This is a genomic window from Kitasatospora sp. NPDC057595, assembly GCF_042800875.1.
Lineage (GTDB): Bacteria > Actinomycetota > Actinomycetes > Streptomycetales > Streptomycetaceae > Kitasatospora.
In genome coordinates this window covers 226208-243245 of record NZ_JBHVGL010000002.1, presented here as the reverse complement: position 1 = coordinate 243245, position 17038 = coordinate 226208, and the positions used below count along the sequence as shown (strand labels likewise).

The 17038-nt window shown below is 74.3% G+C and carries 19 protein-coding genes; 9 read left to right on the top strand and 10 right to left on the bottom strand.

Going from position 1 to position 17038, the window contains the following annotated elements:
- Window positions 1-170: 170 nt before the first annotated feature.
- Entirely contained in the window at window positions 171-410 is a 240-nt protein-coding gene (locus ACFU9E_RS04510; protein WP_380689749.1) for a chaplin, read from the bottom strand.
- A gap of 477 nt (window positions 411-887) precedes the next feature.
- Here ACFU9E_RS04510 and ACFU9E_RS04505 point away from each other — a divergent pair, with 477 nt between their 5' ends.
- The 3 genes from ACFU9E_RS04505 to ACFU9E_RS04495 all read left to right on the top strand — a co-directional run bounded on the left by ACFU9E_RS04505 (window position 888) and on the right by ACFU9E_RS04495 (window position 2015).
- Window positions 888-1130, top strand: a complete 243-nt coding sequence (locus ACFU9E_RS04505) for a chaplin (protein ID WP_380714769.1) — start codon at window positions 888-890, stop codon at window positions 1128-1130.
- Window positions 1131-1240: 110 nt separating this feature from the next.
- A complete protein-coding gene (locus ACFU9E_RS04500) occupies window positions 1241-1525 on the top strand; it encodes a chaplin (protein WP_380714767.1) in 285 nt (94 codons plus the stop codon).
- A gap of 118 nt (window positions 1526-1643) precedes the next feature.
- The gene (locus ACFU9E_RS04495; protein WP_380714765.1) at window positions 1644-2015 is read left to right on the top strand and encodes a hypothetical protein; all 372 of its coding nucleotides are present in this window, start codon (window positions 1644-1646) and stop codon (window positions 2013-2015) included.
- 78 nt (window positions 2016-2093) lie between these two features.
- Here ACFU9E_RS04495 and ACFU9E_RS04490 read toward each other — a convergent pair whose 3' ends face one another.
- A complete protein-coding gene (locus ACFU9E_RS04490; RefSeq protein WP_380714763.1) occupies window positions 2094-2750 on the bottom strand; it encodes a hypothetical protein in 657 nt (218 codons plus the stop codon).
- 310 nt (window positions 2751-3060) lie between these two features.
- Between ACFU9E_RS04490 and ACFU9E_RS04485 the strand changes: the two genes are divergently transcribed.
- The 3 genes from ACFU9E_RS04485 (at window position 3061) to ACFU9E_RS04475 (ending at window position 4224) form a co-directional block, all read left to right on the top strand.
- The gene (locus tag ACFU9E_RS04485; protein ID WP_355357988.1) at window positions 3061-3405 is read left to right on the top strand and encodes a rodlet layer protein; all 345 of its coding nucleotides are present in this window, start codon (window positions 3061-3063) and stop codon (window positions 3403-3405) included.
- A gap of 85 nt (window positions 3406-3490) precedes the next feature.
- Entirely contained in the window at window positions 3491-3835 is a 345-nt protein-coding gene (locus ACFU9E_RS04480) for a rodlet layer protein (protein WP_380690400.1), read from the top strand.
- A gap of 122 nt (window positions 3836-3957) precedes the next feature.
- On the top strand, window positions 3958-4224 hold the full coding sequence (locus tag ACFU9E_RS04475; RefSeq protein WP_355357982.1) for a hypothetical protein: 267 nt from the start codon (window positions 3958-3960) through the stop codon (window positions 4222-4224).
- A gap of 67 nt (window positions 4225-4291) precedes the next feature.
- Here the strand turns inward: ACFU9E_RS04475 and hemB are convergent, their stop codons facing one another.
- The 7 genes from hemB to ACFU9E_RS04440 form a co-directional block, all read right to left on the bottom strand.
- Window positions 4292-5272, bottom strand: a complete 981-nt coding sequence (hemB, locus tag ACFU9E_RS04470; RefSeq protein WP_380684775.1) for a porphobilinogen synthase — start codon at window positions 5270-5272, stop codon at window positions 4292-4294.
- Between the two features lie 65 nt (window positions 5273-5337).
- Window positions 5338-7008, bottom strand: a complete 1671-nt coding sequence (locus tag ACFU9E_RS04465; RefSeq protein WP_380684776.1) for a uroporphyrinogen-III synthase — start codon at window positions 7006-7008, stop codon at window positions 5338-5340.
- On the bottom strand, window positions 7005-8018 hold the full coding sequence (gene hemC / locus ACFU9E_RS04460; protein ID WP_380684777.1) for a hydroxymethylbilane synthase: 1014 nt from the start codon (window positions 8016-8018) through the stop codon (window positions 7005-7007). The genes ACFU9E_RS04465 and hemC overlap by 4 nt, the downstream gene beginning before the upstream one ends.
- A 41-nt stretch (window positions 8019-8059) precedes the next feature.
- Window positions 8060-9397, bottom strand: a complete 1338-nt coding sequence (locus ACFU9E_RS04455) for a glutamyl-tRNA reductase (protein ID WP_355357970.1) — start codon at window positions 9395-9397, stop codon at window positions 8060-8062.
- A gap of 31 nt (window positions 9398-9428) precedes the next feature.
- The gene (locus ACFU9E_RS04450) at window positions 9429-10316 is read right to left on the bottom strand and encodes a redox-sensing transcriptional repressor Rex (RefSeq protein WP_380684778.1); all 888 of its coding nucleotides are present in this window, start codon (window positions 10314-10316) and stop codon (window positions 9429-9431) included.
- A gap of 101 nt (window positions 10317-10417) precedes the next feature.
- Window positions 10418-11215 carry an exonuclease domain-containing protein gene (locus ACFU9E_RS04445; protein WP_380684779.1) on the bottom strand — a complete coding sequence of 266 codons (798 nt, stop codon included), beginning with the start codon at window positions 11213-11215 and terminating at the stop codon, window positions 10418-10420.
- A gap of 174 nt (window positions 11216-11389) precedes the next feature.
- Entirely contained in the window at window positions 11390-11674 is a 285-nt protein-coding gene (locus ACFU9E_RS04440) for a glutaredoxin family protein (protein ID WP_355357961.1), read from the bottom strand.
- Between the two features lie 118 nt (window positions 11675-11792).
- On the opposite strand from ACFU9E_RS04440, the gene ACFU9E_RS04435 reads away from it, so the two are divergent.
- The 3 genes from ACFU9E_RS04435 (at window position 11793) to ACFU9E_RS04425 (ending at window position 15880) form a co-directional block, all read left to right on the top strand.
- Window positions 11793-12860 (top strand): HAD-IB family hydrolase, encoded by a 1068-nt coding sequence (locus ACFU9E_RS04435; RefSeq protein ID WP_380684780.1) that lies wholly within the window; start codon window positions 11793-11795, stop codon window positions 12858-12860.
- A gap of 622 nt (window positions 12861-13482) precedes the next feature.
- Entirely contained in the window at window positions 13483-14256 is a 774-nt protein-coding gene (locus tag ACFU9E_RS04430; RefSeq protein WP_380684782.1) for an ECF subfamily RNA polymerase sigma factor, BldN family, read from the top strand.
- A 280-nt stretch (window positions 14257-14536) separates the two neighbouring features.
- Window positions 14537-15880 (top strand): DUF5667 domain-containing protein, encoded by a 1344-nt coding sequence (locus ACFU9E_RS04425; protein ID WP_380684781.1) that lies wholly within the window; start codon window positions 14537-14539, stop codon window positions 15878-15880.
- A 114-nt stretch (window positions 15881-15994) separates the two neighbouring features.
- Here the strand turns inward: ACFU9E_RS04425 and ACFU9E_RS04420 are convergent, their stop codons facing one another.
- Window positions 15995-17008 carry a lysophospholipid acyltransferase family protein gene (locus tag ACFU9E_RS04420; protein ID WP_355357953.1) on the bottom strand — a complete coding sequence of 338 codons (1014 nt, stop codon included), beginning with the start codon at window positions 17006-17008 and terminating at the stop codon, window positions 15995-15997.
- Window positions 17009-17038 lie beyond the last annotated feature (30 nt).

The window sequence follows — 17038 nt, the reverse complement described above, 5'->3', positions numbered from 1 at the left end:
CATTCTAGATACTGACAAGTAACGCAACAAGGCTCATGACAGCACCGCCAGTTGACCGCGCCCCCGGCCGCCGGACTCGCAACCGCCCCGGAAACGCCGAGAGCCGCCGCTCCGCACCCCAGGAGGGAAGCGCGGGAGCGGCGGCTCGCGCCGACCGGACCGGCGGCTGGTCAGCCGACGTTGGCGCAGTGGTTGCCGAAGGCCGGGTTCAGGATGCCGACGATGTCGATGGTGTTGCCGCACAGGTTGATCGGGACGTGCAGCGGCACCTGGATCTGGTTGCCGGAGATGACACCGGGGGAGCCGGCGGCAACGCCCTCCGCGCCGGAGCTGGCCACGGCGGAACCGGCACCGGCGGCGACGATGCCGACCACAGCGGCGCCGACGGCGGCCGTCTTCTTGATGCTCATGAGGAGCCTCCTGACTGTTCGACAGAGATGCACGGGGAGTGCGACATCTCCAACGAGACCCGCTCGGGCCGGTTGCGAGGGCTACCCCACTGTCACCCGTCCGGACGAACGGAGCCTCCGCCCCGGGCAATCGGGTGACACCCGCATCCGGCCGTTTCCCCCCGCCCAGTGCCTCGTTCTCCAGTCGGAACACGCTCCACCCGCCCCGCTACGACGAGGAGATCCGCCGCCGGTCCAAGCCCGTCCGGAATTCTCCCGGTCGCGCGTCGATTCGAATGCTTCCCGGCCGTGCGGGAATTGTTCGCGGCGCACGGTGCCGCGGCGGCCGCTCATCGCCCGAGCCATGGGCGACACGCGCCATCTGGGCCGCCCGAGTGACAATCACGGCATTCCCAGAAGCCAACGGGCCAGGATTTCCCCTCGCCCGGCTCCCGACTATTTCCACAGACGGTCGGGCAGAATACGGAGGAAGAACACATGCGTAACGTCAAGAAGGCCGCCGCGCTGTCTCTCGCCACCGCCGGCCTGGTGGTCGGTGCGGCCGGCGGCGCGTTCGCCAGCGCCGGCGCCGAGGGCGTCGCCGCCAACTCCCCCGGTGTGCTCTCCGGCAACCAGCTCCAGATCCCGGTGCACATCCCGATCAACCTGTGCGGCAACACCATCGACATCATCGCCCTGCTGAACCCGGCGTTCGGCAACGCCTGCGTCAACGCCGGCTGAACCGGTGGCCGCCGAGCCGGCGGCCGCGGATTCCCCGCACTCGTGCCGCACCCCGCCACCGGGCGGGGTGCGGCCGCTCAACCCGTGTGTGATCGAGGAGATCAACCCCCATGCAGAACGTGAAGAAGGCCGCCGTCCTCTCCGCCGCCGCCGCCGGCCTGGTGCTGGGTGCGGCGGGCGGTGCCGCCGCCAGCGCCGGTGCGGAGGGCGTCGCCGCCGGCTCGCCCGGCGTCGTCTCCGGCAACCAGATCCAGATCCCGGTGCACGTCCCGCTGAACGTGTGCGGCAACTCGATCAACCTGATCGGCCTGCTGAACCCGGCGTTCGGCAACTCCTGCGCCAACGTGGAGGCCCCGCCGCAGCACGAGCACGAGCACGCCGAGGACGACTGCTGATCCCGATCGGCACGCGTTCCGCCCGCACTGCCCCCCGGCTCCCGGCCGGGGGGCGGTTCGGCGTACCCCGGGCACGGTCCGGTCGCCCGGGGAACCCCTCCCCCGAAGGTGAAGACGCATGGTTGTGAAGAAGAGCGGGGCCGGCCTCGTCGCCGCCCTGGGTGCCGCGATGCTGCTCGGCGGCACGGGTGCGGGCACGGCGCACGCGGCCCCGGCCGGCGGCGAGGCCGCCCTGGCCAAGACCGACCTCGCCCAGGGGCTCGGCGGTGCCACCACCGGCCTCGGCTACGGCATCGCGCCGCTCAAGGACCTGCGGCTGGACCCGTGGGCCAACTCCTCGGCCGACGTGCTGAACAACGGTGCGACCGTCCAGCCGGACTCCGGCCTGGCGCCGGTCGGCACCGGGACGCTGACCGGCCCGCTCAGCGCCGGCGGCGGTCCGCGCGACCTGCCGCTGGTCGGCGGACTGCTCGGGGTGCTGCCGGGCTGATGCCGCCACGCGCCCGCGCGAGAGCCCGGCACCCCGTCGCGAAAGGGGGGTGCCGGGCTCTGGCGCGTCGGGCGCCTCCTAGAGCTGGGCCAGGCCGGCCGCACCGGCGCCCGAGACCACGCCGGTGGTGGTGGCGGTGGTCGCGGTGGCCAGGCTCCCCAGCGTGTCGGTCACCGAGATCCGCTCGTCCTCGTTGCCCAGGCTGGCCTTGGCGCCGGGCACCGCCTGGACGGCGCCGGTCACCAGCCGCGGGTCGATCTCGTCCAGCTTGATCCGGCCGTCGGCGAGCTGGCCGGTGCCGTCCTCGACGAGCGAGAGCGGCTTGCCGAGGCCGACCGCGGGGGTGTCGGCGTGCAGCGGCGCGGCCGGGGCGTCCAGCAGCAGCTCGCCGAGGTCGGCGCCCCGGTCGAGCAGCGGCAGCGGCAGCTCGGCCTTGGCGGTCGGGCCGACCTTGCCGATGCCCAGCGCCGGCACCACGCGGTCCGGGAGCAGCGCGTCCCCGGTGGTGTGGGCGGGGGCCGGCGGCATCAGCAGCGAGGCCGGGACGGCACCCGAGATGCGACTGTCCAGCGGCGCCAGCGGGATGTCCAGCGGCACCTGCTGGGTGGCCAGCTGGTCCTCCAGCGCCCCGACCTGCTCGGGGGCGACCGAGGCGGCGGAGGCCGCCCCCTGGGAGGCGAGCACGCCCGCACCGACCGCCAGCAGCATCGCGCCGGCCCGCTTGGAGAACCTCATGCTTTTCACCGTTCCGCCTGTCCGTACTGGAGATCCAATGGGGGTCGGCTGCGCGGGCGCAGCCGAAAGCAACGGGCTCAACGAGCGACCGGCGTCCCCGATTGCGGCGGTTAACCGATTCGGGTTAATAATCCGACCGGAAACCGTTGACCGCCGCGCCTCCAGGACTCTTTTCCAAAATCCCCGTAACCTTCCGTGCCGTGATTCTTTGATCTGGACGTCAGTGACCGCGGACCGGGTCTGAGCGTTGAACGCGTTGTACGCACGGAAACCGCACGGAAACCGAGCTTTTTCAGAGAGGGATCTCCTCATGATCCAGAAGTCCATCGCCGCCGCAGGCCTGGCCGCCGCCGCGCTGGCCGCCGCCGCGGCGCCGGCCTCGGCCATCGGCGACGCGGACGGCGCCGCCGGGTCGTTCCAGGGCAACGGCGGCTCCAACTTCACCGGCACCGTCGGCGACAACAGCCCGAACTTCCACTTCCTGGACAACGCGAACATCTGCCTGCCGGAGATCCACAACATCGCCGTCGGCGTGCTCGGCGTGGCCGTCCCGGTCGAGGTCCCGATCGCCAACAGCGGTGGCAAGCAGTACTGCACCCAGGGTCAGGGCACCCAGAGCCACGGCGACGCGGGCGTCTCCCACCTGATCGGCTGACCCCGCCCGTCCCGGCGGCGTCATCCCTCCGAACCGACCACCTTCGAATCGCTCCCCGATTCACCCCCCTGAGAGGAACACCGAAATGATCAAGAAGTCCCTCGCCGCCGCGGGTCTGGCCGCGGCCGCCATCGCGATGTCCGCCGGCTCCGCGGGCGCCATCGCCGACTCGGACGGCGCCGCCGTCTCGGCCCAGGGCAACGGTGGCACCAACCACACCGGCACCTACGGCGACAACAGCCCGAACTCGCACGTGCTCGACAACCCGAACATCTGCCTGCCGGAGATCCACAACGTCGCCGTCGGCGTCATCGGCATCGCCGTGCCGATCGAGGTTCCGATCCTCAACAGCACCCCGAAGCAGATCTGCAACGTCGGCCAGAACACCCAGTCCTCGGGCGACGCGGGTGTCTCGCACCTGATCGGCTGATCCAGGCGCACGGCGCGACGGAGGGCCCGGGGACGTCTGCTCCCCGGGCCCTCCCGGCGTCCGGACGCACCCCCCACAGGCAGAGCGTCCGCCCCGGGCGCTCCGGAAGAAAGGGCAGATCCATGAAGAGCACGCTGGGCAAGATCACCCTGACCGCCATCGGCGCGCTGGCGCTGGCCGGGCTCGCCGTCCCGGCGGCGTCCGCGCACGTCGGTGTGGCCGGCGGCGGCGAGTTCGTCGCCTCCGCCGACCCGGTGTTCGCGGCCGGCGAGGGCTGGGGCATCGCCCACACCTCGCACATCGCGGCCGGCGAGCTGGGCTGGGGCGCCGCCACCTCCACCGACGGCGTCGGCGGCGGCGAGGGCTTCGCCCACATCGCCGACTGGTAGGACGCACGACGAAGGCCGGGTCCCTCCCGTCGGAGGGGCCCGGCCTTCGCGTGCTCGTGCGTGGGGCCTACTTCAGCATCCTGGCGGCCTCGACGGCCCAGTAGGTCAGGATCTGCTCGGCGCCGGCCCGGCGGATCGAGGTGAGGGTCTCCAGGATGGTCCGCTCCCGCTCGATCCAGCCGTTGGCGGCGGCGGCCTCGACCATCGCGTACTCACCGGAGATCTGGTACGCGGACACCGGCACCGGGGAGGCGTCGGCGACCTGCCGCAGCACGTCCAGGTAGAGCATCGCGGGCTTGACCATCACCAGGTCGGCGCCCTCGGCGAGGTCCAGCTCCAGCTCGCGCAGCGCCTCCCGGGCGTTCGCCGGGTCCTGCTGGTAGGTCTTGCGGTCGCCCTGGAGCGAGGAGTTGACGGCCTCGCGGAACGGCCCGTACAGGGCGGAGGCGTACTTGGCGGTGTAGGCGAGCACGGCCACGCCCTGGTGCCCCGCCTCGTCCAGCGCCCGGCGGATCACGCCGATCTGGCCGTCCATCATGCCCGAGGGGCCGACCACGTGGACGCCGGCCTCGGCCTGGACCACGGCCATCTCGGCGTAGCGCGCCAGGGTGGCGTCGTTGTCCACGCTGCCGTCCTCGGCCAGCACGCCGCAGTGGCCGTGGTCGGTGAACTCGTCCAGGCAGAGGTCCGACATGACCACGAGCCGGTCGCCGACCTCCGCGACCACGTCGCGGATCGCCTGCTGGAGGATGCCCTCCGGGTTGGTCCCCTCGGAGCCGACGGCGTCCTTCACCTCGGGCAGGCCGAACAGCATGATGCCGCCCACGCCCGCCTCGGCGGCCTCCACCGCGGCCTTCCGCAGCGAGTCCCGGGTGTGCTGGAACACCCCGGGCATCGAGGAGATCGGCCTCGGCTCGGTGATGCCCTCGTGGACGAAGGCGGGAAGGATCAGCTCCGCGGGGTGCAGCCGGGTCTCGGCGACCAGGCGGCGCACCGCCGGGGTCGAGCGCAGACGGCGCGGGCGGACGTACGGGAATTCGGCGGACACGGCTTCTCTCTCCGAACGATGGTGCGGTGCCGGGGGCGGCGGTCGGGCCGCCCCCGGCCTCTACGTCAGCGGGCGGCCTTGCGGCGCGAGCCCGGACGGCGCTCACTGGGCCGGTAGACCGGCTCGCCCGCGGCGGTCGCGGTGTCCCGCCGCTTGGCCCCGAAGTCTGCCAGCGCCTGGGCCAGCGCGGCCGCCGACGGCGCCGGGGCCATCACGTCGACCCGCAGGCCGTGCTCCTCGGCGGTCTTGGCGGTGGCCGGGCCGATGCAGGCGATGACCGTCACGTTGTGCGGCTTGCCCGCGATGCCGACCAGGTTCCGCACGGTCGAGGACGAGGTGAACAGCACCGCGTCGAAACCGCCGCCCTTGATCGCCTCCCGGGTCTCGGCCGGCGGCGGCGAGGCGCGCACCGTCCGGTACGCCGTCACGTCGTCGACCTCCCAGCCCAGCTCGACCAGGCCGGCCACCAGGGTCTCGGTGGCGATGTCGGCGCGCGGCAGCAGCACCCGGTCGATCGGGTCGAACACCGGGTCGTACGGCGGCCAGTCCTCCAGCAGCCCGGCCGCGGACTGCTCGCCGGACGGCACCAGGTCGGGCTTCACGCCGAAGTCCACCAGCGCCTGCGCGGTGGTCTCGCCGACCGCCGCGACCTTGATGCCGGCGAACGCCCGGGCGTCCAGGCCGTACTCCTCGAACTTCTCGCGCACCGCGCGCACCGCGTTCACCGAGGTGAAGGCGATCCACTCGTAGCGGCCGGTGACCAGGCCCTTGATCGCCCGCTCCATCTGCTGCGGGGTGCGCGGCGGCTCGACCGCGATGGTCGGCACCTCCTGCGGCACCGCGCCGTACGAGCGCAGCTGCTCGGAGAGGCCGTGCGCCTGCTCCTTGGTGCGCGGCACCAGGACGTTCCAGCCGAACAGCGGCTTGGTCTCGAACCAGGAGTGCGAGGCGCGGTGGGCGACCTGCTCACCGACCACGGCTATGACCGCGGTGGTCGGGTCCACCGGGGCGGAGACCGGGGAAGGCAGCACCCGGGCGGCCTTGAGGTCCGCCGCGATGGAGGCCAGCGTCGCGGTGAAGGTGCGCTGACGGGTGGTGGTGCCGGAGAGCGTGGCGCTCAGCGCGGAGTCCGGCTTGCGGCCGTTGGAGACCAGCGCGTTGGCGGTGGCCGGCAGCTGGCCCAGGGTGGTGCGCACCACCAGGGTGGTCTCCGGCGCGCCCAGGTCCACCGGGGAGCCGGCCAGCAGCGCCGCGGCCTCCACGAAGCGCACGTCGGTGCCGGCCGCGCCGCGCAGCGGCACGCCCGCGTAGGCCGGTACGCCGACCGACTGGGCGACACCCGGGATCACCTCGAAGGCGATCCCGGCACCGGCGCAGCCGAGCATCTCCTCGGCCGCGCAGCCGTCCAGGCCCGGGTCGCCGTCGACGGTCCGCACGACGTGCTTGCCGGAGCGCACGGCCTCGGCGACCAGGTCGGCGAGGTCGAACTCCGGCCCCTCCGCACCGGGGGTGTGCACCTGCACACCGGTCGGACAGTGGCTGCGCACGGCGGCGGCGGTCAGCGGGTCGGCGACCAGCACGTCGGCGGAGGAGAGCACCTCGACCGCGCGCAGGGTCAGCAGGCCCGGGTCGCCGGGGCCCGCGCCCAGGAAGGTGCAGCGGCCGGCGGCGGGGACGGTACCCCCGAACGGGCTGTCGGCCGGGAACGGGCTGTCGGTGGCGGCGGTGGGGCTCATCGGGCTCGCTCCCCCATCAGGGCGGCCGCGTCCGCGTCGAGCAGCCGGGCGGCCAGCGCGCGGCCGAGGGCCGCCGCCTGCTGCTCGGCGGTCTCGTCGAGGACGATCGGACCGTGGGCGGACATCTTCAGCAGGGTGGCGCCGTCGGCGGTGCCGACCACGCCCTCCAGCCGCAGTTCGGTCTGGTGCTCCCAGCCGGCCAGCGCGGCGACCGGCGCGGAGCAGCCGGCCTCCAGGGCGGCCAGCAGGGCGCGCTCGGCGGCCACCGCGACCCGGGTGGGGGCGTGGTCCAGGGCCGACAGCGCGGCGGTCAGTCCGCTGTTCGCCGTGGTGCACTCGACGGCGAGCGCGCCCTGGCCCGGGGCCGGGATCATCAGCTCGGGGTCGAGGTGCTCACTGATCTCGGCGCTGCGGCCGAGCCGGTTCAGGCCGGCGGTGGCCAGCACCACCGCGTCCAGCTCGCCGGAGGTGACGAAGCCGATCCGGGTGTCCACGTTGCCGCGGATCGCGACGGTCTCCAGCTGGAAGCCGTTGGCCCGGGCCCAGGCGTTCAGCTGCGCCATCCGGCGCGGCGAACCGGTGCCGATCCGGGCCGGGCGGCCGGCGCCGGCCAGCTTCTCGACCAGTTCGACCAGCGTCAGGCCCTCGCGCGCCACCAGGGCGTCGCGGGTGTCCTCGCGCCGCGGCACGGCCGCCAGCGCCAGGCCCTCGGGCTCGGCGGTCGGCAGGTCCTTGAGGGAGTGCACGGCGAAGTCGATCCGGCCTTCGAGCAGCGCGTCGCGCAGCGCGGAGACGAAGACACCGGTGCCGCCGATCTGGGCCAGCGCCTCGCGGGAGGTGTCGCCGTAGGTGGTGATCTCCACCAGCTCGACGGGGCGTCCGGTGAGGCGCGTCACCTCGCGGGCGACCATGCCCGACTGGGCCATGGCGAGCGCGCTGCGCCGGGTGCCGAGCCGCAGGGGGGCGGTGGTGGCGTCCGGTGTCCGGCCGGTGAGCGGTTGACCATTCATGAGGTGATCGTCCCGGTGGTACTCGTGGGATGGCTGACGGTTCATGCGGCGCCCCCGCCCGCGGGCTGCTGGGCGCCGATGGGGGTGCCCGAGACCGCGTGCACGGCGGCCGGGTCAAGGTCGAAGAGTTCACGCAGGGCCTCCGCGTAGGAGGCGCCGCCGGGCTCGGCGGCCAGCTGCTTCACCCGCACGGTGGGCGCGTGCAGCAGCTTGTCGACCACCCGGCGAACGGTCTGGCCGATCTCGGCGCGCGAGCGCTCGTCCAGTCCGGGCAGCCGGGAGTCCAGGCGGCCCAGCTCGGCGGCGACCACCTCGGAGGCCATCGCGCGCAGCGCCACCACGGTCGGGGCGATCCGCGCGGCGCGCTGGGCGGCGGCGAAGGCGGTGACCTCGTCGGAGACGATGCCGGTGACGGCGTCGACGTCGCCCGCGCCGGGGGTGGCGGCGTGGGCGTGCGAGAGGCTCTCCAGGTCGACCAGCAGGGCGCCGGGCAGCTCGTGCACGGCGTGGTCGACGTCACGCGGCATGGCGAGGTCGAGGAAGGCGAGCGGGGTGGCGCCGGCACGCGCGGCGACCGCGGCGGCGACGTCGTCCGCCTTGATCACCACACCGGCCGCGCCGGTGCAGGAGATCACCAGGTCGACGTCGGCCAGCGCCTCGGGCACCTTGGCCAGCTCCAGGGTGCGGGCGACGTCCGTACCGAGGATCTCGGCCAGCCGCTCGGCGCGGGCCGGCGTCCGGTTGGCGATCAGCAGATCGGTCACGCCCGAGCGGACCAGGGTGGCGGCGGCCAGCGAGCTCATCGAGCCCGCGCCGACCACCAGCGCCCGCTTGCCGGCGATCTCGCCCGCGCCGGCCGCGACCTGCTCCAGGCCGAAGGTCACCAGGGACTGGCCGGCCTTGTCGATGCCGGTCTCGCTGTGCGCCCGCTTGCCGACCCGCAGCGCCTGCTGGAACAGCTCGTTCAGGCCGCGCCCGGCGGTGTGCTCCTCCTGGGCCTTGGCCAGGGCGTCGCGCAGCTGGCCGAGGATCTGGCCCTCGCCGACCACCATCGAGTCCAGGCCGCAGGCCACCGAGAAGAGGTGGTGGACGGCGCGGTCCTCGTAGTGGACGTAGAGGTGCGAGGTCAGCTCCTCCAGGTCCACCCCGCTGTGGTGGGCGAGCAGCAGCGACAGCTCGGCGACACCGGCGTGGAACTTGTCCACGTCGGCGTACAGCTCGATCCGGTTGCAGGTGTTCAGCAGCGCGGCCTCGGCGACGGTCGCGGACGCGGCCGCGTCGTGCAGCAGCCGGGTCGGCACCGCACCGGTCAGCGCGGCGCGCTCCAGCACCCCGACCGGGGCCGTGCGATGGCTCAGCCCTACGACGAGAAGACTCACGCCCGCTCCCTGGTCCCACGAATCTCGGTGCTCATGCCGGCATCACCGCGGACAGCTCGCCCTCGCCGGTCTTGCCGGGCTTGCCCTTCGCCGCCGGGTCCGCGTCCTCGGCGGCCGTGCGCGTCTTGCCGTTGCCCCCGGCCGCCCGGCGCAGCTTGGCGGCGGCGGCGCGGACCGGGCCGGGGGCCCGGTCGAGCACGGACTCGGTGCGGTCCGGCTCGTCGCCGGCCTTGCGCTGCTCGTGGAAGGCGAGGATCTGCAGCTCGATGGAGAGGTCCACCTTGCGCACGTCCACGCCGTCCGGGACGGTCAGCACGGTCGGGGCGAAGTTCAGGATGCTGGTGACGCCGGCCTCGACCAGCCGGTCGCAGACCTGCTGGGCCGCGCCGGGCGGGGTGGTGATGACGCCGATCGAGACGTGCTGGCTCTCCACGATGGACTCCAGTTCGTCCATGTGGCGCACCGGCAGGCCGGCCGCGGTGCTGCCGACCACGGCCGGGTCGGCGTCGAGCAGGGCGGCGACCCGGAAGCCGCGGGAGGCGAAGCCGCCGTAGTTGGCGAGCGCGTGGCCGAGGTTGCCGATGCCGACGATGACGACCGGCCAGTCCTGGGTCAGGCCCAGCTCGCGGGAGATCTGGTAGACGAGGTACTCGACGTCGTAGCCGACACCGCGGGTGCCGTAGGAGCCCAGGTAGGAGAAGTCCTTGCGGAGCTTGGCGGAGTTCACCCCGGCCGCGGCGGCCAGTTCCTCGGAGGAAACGGTCGGCACCGAGCGCTCGGAGAGCGCGGTGAGCGCGCGCAGATAGAGGGGCAGCCGGGCGACCGTCGCCTCCGGGATTCCCCGGGCACGCGAGGGTCGGCGCGCGGCGCCCGGGTCGGGCGTCTGCGAACTGCTCTGTGGTGATCGGCCGATTGCCACGCTGCTCCTGTGGGTGAAGCTGGGCTTTGGCAGCCAGGCTATGCGTTTGTGAACGTGTGCACAAAGATGGTGTCCGTTTTGTCCCCGCACAGTGATGCGCATCACGCCGTCGACCCCATAGCACCGGTCGATTTCCGGGCCGCCGCCGGGGGCGGTGCAGCGGGTGGCCGGGGACCGTACGGAAGACGGTCCGGCAGGTCACGCGGGGCGGGGACCGGGGCCGGGCGGGCGGGGTCGCGCGGCACCAGCGGAACCGGCTCGCCCGACGGGCGCGAGCGTGCCCGCCCCAGCCGCGGCCACGGCACCCGGGCCGCCTGCCGCAGCGGCTCCGTCCAGTCCCCCGGCGGGCAGGACGGCGCGGCCAGGCAGTGCCGCAGCAGGCCGGCGGTGGCCCGGGCGTCGCCCAGCGCGGTGTGCGCCGCGAAGGCGCCGAGGCCGGCCGCCTCCACGCAGGCCGCCAGGCCGAAACCGCCGGCCTGCGGCAGGTGGGCGCGGGCCAGCCGCATGGTGCACAGCAGCGGCACCGGCGGCAGCGGCACCCCGATCCGGGCGAACTCGCGATCCAGGAAGGCGTGGTCGCAGGTGACGTGATGACCGACCAGCACCCGGCCGGCCAGCAGCTCCAGCAGCCTCGGCGCGATCTCGCGGAACCGCGGGGCGCCCTCGACGTCCTCCTGCGCGATCCGGTGCACATGGGTCGGGCCGACCGGCCCCAGCGGGTCCAGCAGGGTGCAGAACTCGCTCTCCGGGCGGAGCGACGCGTCCAGCAGCACCACGGCCACCTCGACCACCCGGTGCCGCCAGGGACTGCGGCCGGTCGCCTCCACGTCCACCACGGCGAAGCCCCCGCGCGCGGCCGACGGATCGGCGGGCGCTGCCGGTGGCGGGCCGGGAAGCATGGCGGCACTCCTCGCGTGCTCAGCCCCCCATGGGCGCAAACGAGTTCGATCGTAAGCCGGGCGGCAGGGGGCGTCCCAAACCGCCCACCCGGAAAAACGGCAACGATTCGGCGAACCGCCCCCGCCGGACGGCGGGGGTCGGGGCACCCCGGGCGGGGCCGGACGGCGCCGGGGTCAGGCGCCGAGGGCGGTGCGCAGGCGCTTCTCGTCCACGCGCCAGAAGTCGTGCTGGCGGCCGTCGATCAGGGTGACCGGGATCTGCTCCCAGTAGCGCCGATAGAGCTCCTCGTCCTGGGTGATGTCCTTCTCCTCGAAGGAGGCGCCCAGCTCGGCCGTGACCCGGGCGATCACCTCCCGGGCGTCGTCGCACAGGTGGCAGCCGGGCTTGGCCACCAGGGTCACCGTCCGGTCGGCCGGCTTCGGCCCCGGGTTCTTGTCACGTCGCAGCAGTGGGCTCACCCCGCCATTGTGCGACGCCCCTACAGACGCGCCGGACACGGCCGGCCCTCCTCCCGTTAACCCCTCGGGCACGCCGCCGTCACGGCCGCCGCCCAGGTGGCTGGCTATGCTCGATGACATGGCCGTGCTCCGAAGGCTCACCCAGGCAAGGCGTTCCACCAGCTCGCGGACCGCCCTCGCGGGCGAGGCCGCGGCCGAGGCGGCGGAGGCCGCCCTGCGGGCCGCGCCGCAGCCGCCGACCGGGGAGCCTCCGGTCGGGGAGCCCGTGGCGGAGCGGCCGGCGGGGGCGCCGCCCGCGCAGGAGCGCCCCGCCGAGGAGCGGTCCGCCGACGAGCAGCCGACGGAGCCGCAGCCGGCCAAGCGCGGCAAGGCACCCAAGGCCCCGGTGGAGAACCACACGCCCGAGCCGGACGACCCGCGCGCCGCCGCGTTCTTCGACTGCGACAACACCATCCTGCGCGGTGCCGCGATCTTCTACCTCGGTGTCGGCCTCTACCGGCGCGGCTTCCTCAGCCGCCGGGACATCGCCCGGTTCGCCTGGCAGCAGGCCTGGTTCCGGCTGCACGGCGCCGAGGACCCGGAGCACATGGCCGACGCCAAGCACACCGCGCTCGGCGTGGTGGCCGGCAAGCGGACCGCCGACCTGGAGGCGCTCTGCGAGGAGGTCTTCGAGGACGTCATCGCCGACAAGGTGTGGCCGGGCACCCGCGCTCTGGTGCAGATGCACCTGGACGCGGGCCAGCGGGTCTGGCTGGTCACCGCCGCCCCGGTGGAGGTGGCCCGGATCATCGCGGCCCGGCTCGGCATGACCGGCGCGCTCGGCACCGTGGCCGAGGCGCGCGACGGCGCGTACACCGGCCGGCTGGTCGGCGAGCTGCTGCACGGCCCGGCCAAGGCGGCCGCGGTGCGCTCCCTGGCCCGGCGCGAGCGGCTGGACCTCGACCGCTGCGCCGCCTACAGCGACTCGGCCAACGACATCCCGATGCTCTCGCTGGTCGGGCACCCGTACGTGGTGAACCCGGACGGCGCGCTGCGGCGGCACGCCCGGGCGCAGGGCTGGCGGGTGCGGGACTTCCGGACCGGGCGGAAGGCGGCCCGGGTGGGCCTGCCGGCCGCCGCCGCGCTCGGCGTGGCGGCCGGTGCCGCCGCGGCCGGGGTCGCGCTGCACCGCCGCCGCCGGGCCTGAGCCGCCGCCCCCGGCGCCCGGTCCGGCGCGGGTCGCGGGCCCGCTCCGCGACCCCCGTCCGGGCGCCCCTCGCCGGGGTGAGCGTGGTCAATCCGCACGCTGACCAGGCCGCTCGTACGGGCGAACTCCCGCGCGCCGCACGACCGCCCGACCCTGCCGACCGAACCCGCCACCCGGTGACCGGATCTGATCGTTCGCCACCTTGCGAAAGTCGGGGATTATCTGACCTCCGGGCCGGGAAACCGCCCGCCACGCCGCCGAATCGGTCACCTGGCGCACCCGTTCTGTCACGTTGAGCCAGCCGATCGCTGACGCGTTCGGTCAGTGTCGGCCGGATTTGCACCCCGCGCGGATCCCAAACGACCACTTCGACCACACGGTGTAGCTGTCATTGCACAAAGCGTTATTCTCTCCTGGATGCACGTCACCCACCCGCCCCAAGCAGGACCGGGCGGGACGGACGTGCTCTCCGCGCAGGCGGAGGTGATCCGTCCACAGTTCTGCCTCTGGGAGTCCCGTGTACCCACCCGTCCGGAACGACGCGCCTGCACCCTCCCGCCCGTCGTCCGCGCCCCTGCGCTCCCGCACCGGCCTCCGCGTCCGCCCCGCCCCGCCCCGGCAGATCTCCACCGGCCTGGACCTGCTGCGCAGCCTGCTCCGCAGCCAGCTCGCCGCCGTTCCCCAACCGGCGCCCGCCGGAGCCCCGTTCGGCCACGGACCCGCCCTCGGCGGTCCACTGCTGCGCACCACCGCCGCCGGATCGGCCGGCACCGGCGCGCGCGGCCGCACCGGCACCACCGGCGGCCGCAGCCGCGCCCGCACCACCACCGGCCCCGGGTACGAGACCGAGCACAACCCGATCATGGAGCTGGTCGAGCGGGCCCAGGCCGGCGAGAGCGACGCCTTCGGCCGGCTCTACGACCACTACGCGGACACCGTCTACCGCTACATCTACTACCGGGTCGGCAGCCGGGCCACCGCCGAGGACCTCACCAGCGAGACGTTCCTGCGCGCGCTGCGCAGAATCGGCACCTTCACCTGGCAGGGCCGGGACTTCGGCGCCTGGCTGGTGACCATCGCCCGCAACCTGGTCGCCGACCACTTCAAGTCCAGCCGCTTCCGGCTGGAGGTCACCACCGGCGAGATGCTCGACTCCAACGAGTGCGAGCGCAGCCCCGAGGAGTCGGTGCTGGAGTCGCTCTCCAACGCCGCCCTGCTGGAGGCCGTCCGGCGGCTGAACCCGCAGCAGCAGGAATGCGTCACCCTCCGCTTCCTGCAGGGGCTCTCGGTCGCCGAGACCGCCCGGATCATGGGTAAGAACGAGGGCGCCATCAAGACCCTGCAGTACCGCGCCGTGCGCACCTTGGCCCGGCTGCTCCCGCCCGACGCGCGATGAGCCGGCGGCGTTCCGGGCGGGATTCCGGGCAAGCGGCAGGAGAGATAGGAAGCGGGCCGTCACCTTCCGGGGCGGCCCGACACATCCGGGTGAACGGTCGGTCCGATGATCAGCCGTGCGTAACCGACCGCCCGCACCGCTCGTTGGCCAGCGTGCAAGCCTCCACCAGGCGTACGGTCAAGTCGAATTGCGACCTCTCACCCGATGGAGTGGCTTTGGCTTGTCGGAGCAACCGTCCGGCAAGCCGGGGTGTCGACAACGACGAAGGGAGGTGTGGTCCGTGACGGCAAACGTGCTGGAGCACCGGCGGGCGAAGGCCTTCGCCGAGGCGCTGGAGGCCCACCAGGCGGAGCACCGCGCTGCCGACGGAACGGCCACCACCACCGGCGGGAACGCCGGTTCGGCCGCGATGACGGAACTCATCGACACGGTCGGCGCGCTCCGCGCGCTGCCGGCCCCGGAACTCGACCAGGAGGTCCGGACCGTCCAACGCGCCCAGCTGATGGCCGCGTTCGAGCAGGCCTTCGCGGGCGGCCCGGGCGCGACCGTGCCACGGCAGCGCCGCCACCGGGCCGTCCGCACCGCGCCGCGCGGACGCTGGAGCCGCCGGTTCGCGATCGGCGGACTGGTCGCCGGCCTCGCCGTCGGCAGCTTCGCCGGCGCCGCGGCCGCCAGCGGCAACGCGCTCCCCGGCGACCCGCTGTACGGCATGAAGCGCGGGCTGGAGGGTCTACGGCTCAACCTCGCGGGCTCCGACAGCGAACGCGGCGAACTGCTCCTGGACAACGCGGCCACCCGCCTCGGCGAGGCGAAGTCCCTGGTCGGCCGGACCGACCCGGCCGGCGCGCTCAGCCCGGGCACCGTCGAGCAGGTCCGCAAGGCCCTCGACGCGATGCACGCCGACGCCCTCAGGGGGCGCGACCTGCTGCGCGCCGTCTACCGCAACAACGGCTCGCTCGACCCGATGCGCACGCTGGCCGGCTTCGCCCAGGACGAGGACGGCACCTGGTCGGAGATCCAGTCCCGGCTCCCGGTCCAGCTCACTCCGCAGGCCCACCTGGTGGACCAGCTCTTCGACGCCATAAGCCAGGACGTCGCGCCCCTGCGTCTGGTCCAGCAGCCCGCCCCCGGCGGCGCTCCGGCCGGCGGCGGGGCGAGCGGCGGAACGCACGGCCCCGTCGGCGGCGGCGCCGGAGCGCCGGCCACCGGGGCGGCGCCCGGCGGCAACCCGGCGGCGGGCAACGCACCCGCCCAGGGCGGCGCCAACGGCGGCCCGGCGGGCGGTGCGGCCGGCGACCGGCCCGGCGGCACCCCGCAGGCCCCGGCCCAGGGTGGCGTCCCCGCCCCGGCGGCGCCCGCCGCACCGGTCCTCCCGCTGCCGAGCGGCCCGGCCAACGTCGTACCGGCCCCGGTCGGCGGACTGGTCGACAACCTCACCAGCGGGCTCACCGGGGCGAAGCCCTCGCCCAGTGCGGACGCGCCCGCCCCGGCGCCGACGCCGGACCAGCCCCCGGCCTCGCCGACCGAGGCGGCGCCCAGTGCGAGCGGCGCGGCCCAGCAGGGCGTCGAGGTGCCCCCGCTGATCCCGGGCCTGCTGCCCGGCCTGCGGATCCTCGGCGGCTGACCGGGCGGCACCGGACGGCACCGGCCGGACGGCGGGAGAACGGAGAGGCCCCGGCGGACACCTCGTCCGCCGGGGCCCCGCCGTGTCGGCCCGTCCGGGGCGGCCCGCCGGCCGTCAGAAGAACACCGAACGCCGCTGCACCAGCAGCTGGTAGAGCGTGTGCTGAATGGTCTCCCGCACCTCGTCGGCCAGGTCGAAGACCAGCATCGGATCGTCCGCCGCGTCCGCCGGGTGCCGGTCGGTCGCGATCGGCTCGCCGAACTCGATGATCCACTTGGTCGGCAGCGGCACCGCCCCGAGCGGCCCCAGCCACGGGAAGGTCGGCGTGATCGGCACGTACGGCAGGCCCAGCAGCCGGGCCAGCGTCCGGAAGTTCCCGATCATCGGATAGGTCTCCTCGGCCCCGACGATCGAGCACGGCACGATCGGCACCCCCGCCCGCAGCGCCGAGGAGACGAACCCGCCCCGGCCGAACCGCTGCAGCTTGTACCGCTCGCCGAACGGCTTGCCGATCCCCTTGAACCCCTCCGGCCAGACGCCGACCAGCTCGCCGCGCTCCAGCAGCGCCTGGGCGTCCTCGTTGCAGGCCAGGGTGTGCCCGGCCTTGCGGGCCAGCTCGTTGACGCCCGGCAGCACGAACACCAGGTCGGCGGCGAGCATCCGCAGGTGCCGGTGGCGCGGGTGGTGGTCGTGTATCACCACCTGGGTCATCAGGGCGTCCAGCGGGACCGTCCCGGAGTGGTTGGCGACGATCAGCGCGCCGCCCTCGGCCGGGATGTTCTCGATCCCGCGCACCTCCACCCGGAAGTACTTCTCCGCCAGCGGCCGCAGCAGCCCGAGCAGCACCTCCTCGGTGAGCTCCCGGTCGAAGCCGAACTCGTCGACCTCGTAGTCGCCGGTGATCCGGCGGCGCAGGAAGGACAGGCCGTCGGCGGCCCGCTCCTCCCAGCCCTTGCCGAACGCCCGGGTCGCGGCGGCGCCGAGCCGCCCGGCCAGCGCGCCGCCGACCGCGTCGGCGACCCGGTCGGCCAGCCCCGGACCGCCGGCCGGCGGCTCGGTCCAACTGGGAGCGGACTCGATCGGGATGACCTTCGCCTCACCCGGCGCGTTCTCGGCGGCGGCACTCATGCGGGTTCAGCTCCTGGCTCGGTGCGGTCA